5 protein-coding genes are annotated in these 6000 nt (G+C 36.2%); 2 read left to right on the forward strand and 3 right to left on the reverse strand.

Going from position 1 to position 6000, the window contains the following annotated elements:
* Positions 1-737 precede the first annotated feature (737 nt).
* The gene (locus EUBHAL_RS08895; protein WP_044922775.1) at positions 738-2255 is read left to right on the forward strand and encodes a P-loop ATPase, Sll1717 family; all 1518 of its coding nucleotides are present in this window, start codon (positions 738-740) and stop codon (positions 2253-2255) included.
* 215 nt (positions 2256-2470) lie between these two features.
* A complete protein-coding gene (locus EUBHAL_RS08900) occupies positions 2471-3709 on the forward strand; it encodes a tyrosine-type recombinase/integrase (protein WP_044922778.1) in 1239 nt (412 codons plus the stop codon).
* A 78-nt stretch (positions 3710-3787) separates the two neighbouring features.
* Here the strand turns inward: EUBHAL_RS08900 and EUBHAL_RS08905 are convergent, their stop codons facing one another.
* From EUBHAL_RS08905 to EUBHAL_RS08915, 3 genes are all read right to left on the reverse strand, one after another.
* Positions 3788-4798: a GGGtGRT protein gene (locus EUBHAL_RS08905; RefSeq protein ID WP_005348250.1), complete on the reverse strand. Its 1011-nt coding sequence runs from the start codon at positions 4796-4798 to the stop codon at positions 3788-3790.
* Positions 4799-4816: 18 nt separating this feature from the next.
* The gene (locus tag EUBHAL_RS08910; protein ID WP_005348253.1) at positions 4817-5521 is read right to left on the reverse strand and encodes an iron-sulfur cluster assembly scaffold protein; all 705 of its coding nucleotides are present in this window, start codon (positions 5519-5521) and stop codon (positions 4817-4819) included.
* Positions 5522-5745: 224 nt separating this feature from the next.
* The gene (locus tag EUBHAL_RS08915) at positions 5746-5916 is read right to left on the reverse strand and encodes a hypothetical protein (RefSeq protein ID WP_207635830.1); all 171 of its coding nucleotides are present in this window, start codon (positions 5914-5916) and stop codon (positions 5746-5748) included.
* Positions 5917-6000: the final 84 nt, after the last annotated feature.

Here is a 6000-nt window from a genome sequence, read left to right on the forward strand (position 1 = left end):
TTATTATATAATATCAATTTTTATTCATAATTTATATTGACAAATCGTACAAAATATATGTTCATCTAAACTAACTGGATACTTAATGATATTTTTCTGAAACCCAAAATGAATAATATGCTACAAACCAGGATATACTTGAATTATCTGACTCAATATGATATATTGAAGTCAGAAAAGAGTAAATGGTGATATCATTTATGCACCAAAAACCCCTCGGTACCGCTAATACCGAGGGGTTTTATTTGGGGCTTGGTTGCCGTTGTTCTTTACTTCTTCTTCCGGCCAAACCACTTGCTAAGTAACTTCATAATCATCTCAACAATGATTCCTGAAATAATACCAGCCAATACCGAAAAAAGAAAAGAGTATAATGATATCATTTGTGCACCTCCCTTCCGTCACCAGTATAGGGAGCGGCAACGATGGGATTATAACATAATTTTCTAAAAAAGTCTTAAAAAATTAATAAAATCTTAATTTCTTAAAATCTCAATTTGTGATATAATCAAAATATAAAAAAACAGTTGACATAATATAGATATTATAGTAGACTAATATAGTTTTTTTGCCAGTTAGTATATAATTGATAATATAGAGAAACAAGAGTCTAAGAACTCGTCAATGAGGCATTGCGACCTCGCACCTAAAAAGGATTACATTCAAAATGTAATCCTTTTTATTTTGTCCTTTTTTATGTTATAATGTATTTAATTATAATATGGGAGGAAATTATATTGAATGATGTAAAATTAAAAGACTTATATATGGGGCTACCTGATGGAGAAGTTGAAGCTCGTGATAAAAGATTTCAAGAACTTTTCTTTGATCCCAACAATAAATATAATGAAATAATAAATAGCAATGAAAAATTTTTGATTATTGGAAGTAAGGGAACTGGAAAAACTTATCTTTCTAAATATATTGTAGAACAATCTCCTTCTAAACAGACCTGCATCATAGTTGATCCTAAAAATTTTTGGATATGTAAACTCATAAATATTGATGAGCAAGAATTAACAAATGATTATATTTCAGTATTGTGCAAATGGTTTTTACTATATGAAATTGCAAATTCATTATTAAATAAGCATCGTTGGCTTAAACATCTTCCCAGATGCAAGCTAAATAAGCTGAGAAAATTTATGCTTGAATACAATGATGACACATTTTATAAAATAGTATCTTTATCTACTACTAATAATCAAGAGATTACTGGAAATCTTTCTCACGGTATTTCTCACTCTGACAAGTTACAGACTTCGAATTTTCAACACTCTGCCGGAATTAAAACATCTGATGGGGTTTCTTATGAGAGTACCCGCAAGAGATTTTTTGATTTAATTGATTATTTTGAACAACTCGTTTTTGATTGTTTTCAAATAAACGACCATCTACTTATTATTTTAGACGATTTAGATGAATTAAAAAAGGAAGCTGGTGAACAAAGCGAAAATATTATATATAATTTGATAACCGCTGCCAAAAAATATAATTTTTATTTTAATTCTCGTGCCAAGAGTCTTAAAATAATCATGCTATTGCGCAGTGATATATTAAATAAAATGCAGGGAAATCATCCTAATCTAAATAAAATAAAAACCTCCTGTTCCATAGATTTATATTGGTTACTTGACTCTACTCATGATAAATGGGACCATCCTTTAATTAGTATGATTTTTCATAAAATAAGGGCTTCCTGCGAACCCTATAAAAATCGTTCAAACAAAGAACTATTTGAAATATTATTTCCTGAATCAATTGACAAGAAAAATCCTCTTGACTTCTTATTAGATCATAGTCTTGGGCGACCTCGTGACATTGTTACATTTCTAAACTGTGCAAAAAAAGAATTTCCGGAGAGAACGTGTTTTTCAGCTACAGTTTTAAAAGAGACTAGAAAAATTTATGCTACAGATTTTTATAATGAAATGCTCAATCAAGCTTCTTTTTACAAAAGTAGTGCTTATAGTACGCAATGTTTAAAATTAATAGCTGGAATTAAAAGACCATCTTTTTCTTATAGTGATATCCAAACTCTTTATGAAGAAAACCGAACTTCTTATAGCGAAATTGATAATCTTGATGATGCCCTACATTTTCTTTATGAATTAGGGGCCATAGGGAATGCGTGGAAATCAAAAAAAGGAAAACATCGTACCTGTTGGTATTATAAAATAGATGCTATAGATGAGGTTGATTTATCCCAAAATTTCACTATTCATTATGGTCTAAGGAAAAAATTTTCATTATAGCCTTTTAACATTTTTCAACATTTCCTTGCACATATGTTCTGCACGCTGTATAATGACCCTATAAACGGAAAAAATCCGGTACTTGCCATACCGGATTTCTAGTAACCTATCAACCAGGATGGCTGATAATCTTTACATCACTTAGATTATACCACGCATCCTGCATTTTGCATAGGGTGTATTTTTTATACCCTTTTTTCGAAAGGATGATTTTCATGGGAAAAGTTAGCACACGAAAACGCGGAAAAACCTGGCAGTATTATTTTCAATTGGCCAGTGTGAATGGAACGAGAAAATGGAAAACCGGTAGCGGATACCGAACAAAGGCGGAGGCTCAGGCAACCGGCACAAAAGCTTTGGCTGAATATAATAGCACTGGTATTGCTTTTAAGGTCTCGGAGCAATCTGTAGCTGACTATTTCGACTACTGGATGGAGCATTATGTAGAACAAGAACTTGCAGAGACAACTGTAAATACATACAAGAAAAGGATCCGTCTTTATATTAAACCTTATATTGGTTCTTACAAACTTAAAAATGTACAGGGAGAAACCTTACGAAACTTTCTGGCCGAGTTACACCGAACTGGTATGAGTAGAAATACTCTTACTTGTATTAAGGGAATGTTGACATCTGCATTTGGATATGCGACTGTACAGGCAAAGTTCATTTCTGTGGATCCGTCTTACAAACTGACACTTCCAAATAAAAGGAAAGATTCCGAGGTAGGCACAAGGAAAGAGAATCATATTTTTGTTGAAGAAGATATGTGGAATGCGATTATTGAACGCTTTCCAGAAGGCCATCCTTCCCACCTTGCTCTGATGCTTGGCTATTATTGTGGATTACGTCTTGGAGAGGTCTATGGATTAACCTGGGATTGCGTAGACTTTGAAAACAAAACAATTACAATAAATAAACAAATGCAAGAACCTTCTGGATGTGGTAAGTGGCTTCTGTATGTACCTAAGTACGATTCATCCAGAACGGTTACTGTTGGTAACAATGTTCTTGCCTTGCTAAAAAGAACGCTGGAATTTCAATTGACTGATAAAGAAACCTGCGGAGAATATTATCAAGAAAATTACATGAACTATGATGAAGAAACACACAGCCTTCTTTCACTTAATGATTTAAGGCCTGTACATTTTGTAAATGCTAAACAGGGTGGTCTTCTGGCTCACCCACGAAATATGCAGCACACTTCCCGCAGCATTCATGGTAAAGCAAAGAACTGTACTCTTATCAGTGAAGAATGGGACTTCCACAGTTTACGACATACTCATGCAACAATTCTTTATGAGGCAGGTGTTCCAATGCCACTGATCCAGAAAAGACTCGGGCATATTAATATTCAGACAACAAAACGCTACACAGATCATGTTACTAAGAAAATGCTTTCTATGCTTGATGAAGTAATAAATGGTGACAACATTGACAACAACTTAGAGTAAATGTTGTCAATATGTTGTCAAAACACAAAAATCGGGAGCCGAACGACTCCCGATAAATTTTTGTAAATCTCGTAAAACCTAGAATCTACCTGCCTTAGCAGCCTCTTCAACGCTAACTGCAACGGCAACTGTAGCTCCAACCATAGGGTTGTTACCCATTCCGATAAGTCCCATCATCTCAACGTGAGCTGGTACGGAAGAAGATCCTGCGAACTGTGCATCAGAGTGCATACGTCCCATTGTATCTGTCATACCGTAGGAAGCTGGACCTGCTGCCATGTTATCTGGGTGAAGTGTACGTCCTGTACCACCACCGGAAGCTACGGAGAAGTATTTCTTTCCTGCTTCTAATCTTTCTTTCTTGTATGTTCCTGCTACTGGATGCTGGAAACGAGTTGGGTTTGTGGAGTTACCTGTGATAGAAACGTCAACATTTTCTTTCCACATGATTGCAACACCTTCACAAACGTCGTTTGCACCATAACAGTTAACTTTTGCACGTAATCCGTCAGAGTAAGATTTACGGAATACTTCTTTTACAGTGTTTGTGTATGGATCGTATTCTGTCTCAACAAATGTGAATCCGTTGATACGGGAAATAATCTGTGCTGCGTCTTTTCCAAGACCGTTTAAGATAACACGTAAAGGTTTCTGACGAACTTTGTTAGCCTTTTCTGCGATACCGATAGCACCTTCTGCTGCTGCGAATGACTCATGTCCTGCTAAGAAAGCAAAACATTCTGTGTCTTCTTCAAGAAGCATTTTTCCAAGGTTACCATGTCCAAGACCTACTTTTCTGTTCTCTGCTACAGAACCAGGGATACAAAAAGCCTGAAGTCCTTCACCGATTGCTGCTGCTGCTTCAGAAGCTTTTCTTGCACCTTTTTTGATGGCGATTGCTGCACCTACTGTATATGCCCAGCAAGCGTTTTCGAAGCAGATAGGCTGAATGCCTTTTACCATGCCGTATACGTCAAGGCCTGCATCTTTTGTGATTTTTTCTGCTTCTTCTAAGGAAGCGATTCCATAGCTGCTTAATACGGAATTAATTTTATCAATTCTTCTTTCATATGATTCAAATAAAGCCATTCTTCTCTACCTCCTTAATTAGTCAATTACCTTGTCTGTTCTAGGGTCGATAATCTTAGCTGCGTCAGCTACACGGCCATACTGACCTGCTGCTTTTTCCCATGCTGTGTTAGGATCATCACCTTTTTTGATGAAATCTGTCATTTTTCCAAGATTTACAAACTGGTAACCGATAATTAAGTCGTCTTCGTCCAGAGCGATTCCTGTTACATAGCCTTCTGCCATTTCAAGGTAACGAGGTCCTTTCTGAAGAGTTCCGTACATAGTACCTACCTGGGAACGAAGTCCTTTACCAAGGTCTTCAAGTCCAGCACCAATCTGAAGTCCGTCTTCAGAGAATGCAGACTGAGAACGTCCATAAACGATCTGTAAGAAGAGTTCACGCATAGCTGTATTGATAGCATCACATACAAGGTCAGTATTTAATGCTTCCATAACAGTAAGACCTGGAAGAATCTCAGATGCCATAGCTGCAGAATGTGTCATACCGGAACATCCGATTGTCTCAACTAATGCCTCCTGAATTATACCTTCTTTTACGTTTAAGGTTAATTTGCAGGCACCCTGCTGTGGAGCACACCAGCCAACACCATGTGTAAAACCAGAGATATCCTTAACCTCTTTTGCTTTTACCCATTTTGCTTCTTCTGGAATCGGAGCTGCTCCGTGATGTACGCCCTGAGCCACTGGGCACATGTTCTGTACTTCTTGTGAGATAATCATGTTATTACTCCTTTCGGTATAAATTGATTTTTACTAAAATAACTTACATTCCGTAAGTAATCCCTAAGTCAAGACTTTTGTTTGTCTTCACAGTTTATTATTTTCTCACAAAAATTGCTTTTCGTCCATACTTTTTTTTAATTTTCGACAGAATTTTTGATAGAACTTTCACAATTCTCTCAATTTTTTCTCAATAAAGCAGTATTTTTGTGGTTTTATATGTTCTATTCCGTTGTTCCTTCACTCTCCATCTCATTACGATGAGTGCTTGAAGCATCTGATTCGGAAGTGCTGTCGGTCTGATCAGGAGCCGTACTTCCAGAAACTTCTGTTTCCTTTTGGGCAGTCTGTTCTGCCTTCTGTTTCTGATAAGCTTCTTTAAAAATGTCCTTCATTTTTGCGATGGCCGCTTTTTCCGCATGATACCAGATTTGTTTTGCCATTCATATTTGTTACAGTGAAATATTCATCATATATCA

Source organism: Anaerobutyricum hallii DSM 3353, assembly GCF_000173975.1.
GTDB lineage: Bacteria > Bacillota > Clostridia > Lachnospirales > Lachnospiraceae > Anaerobutyricum > Anaerobutyricum hallii.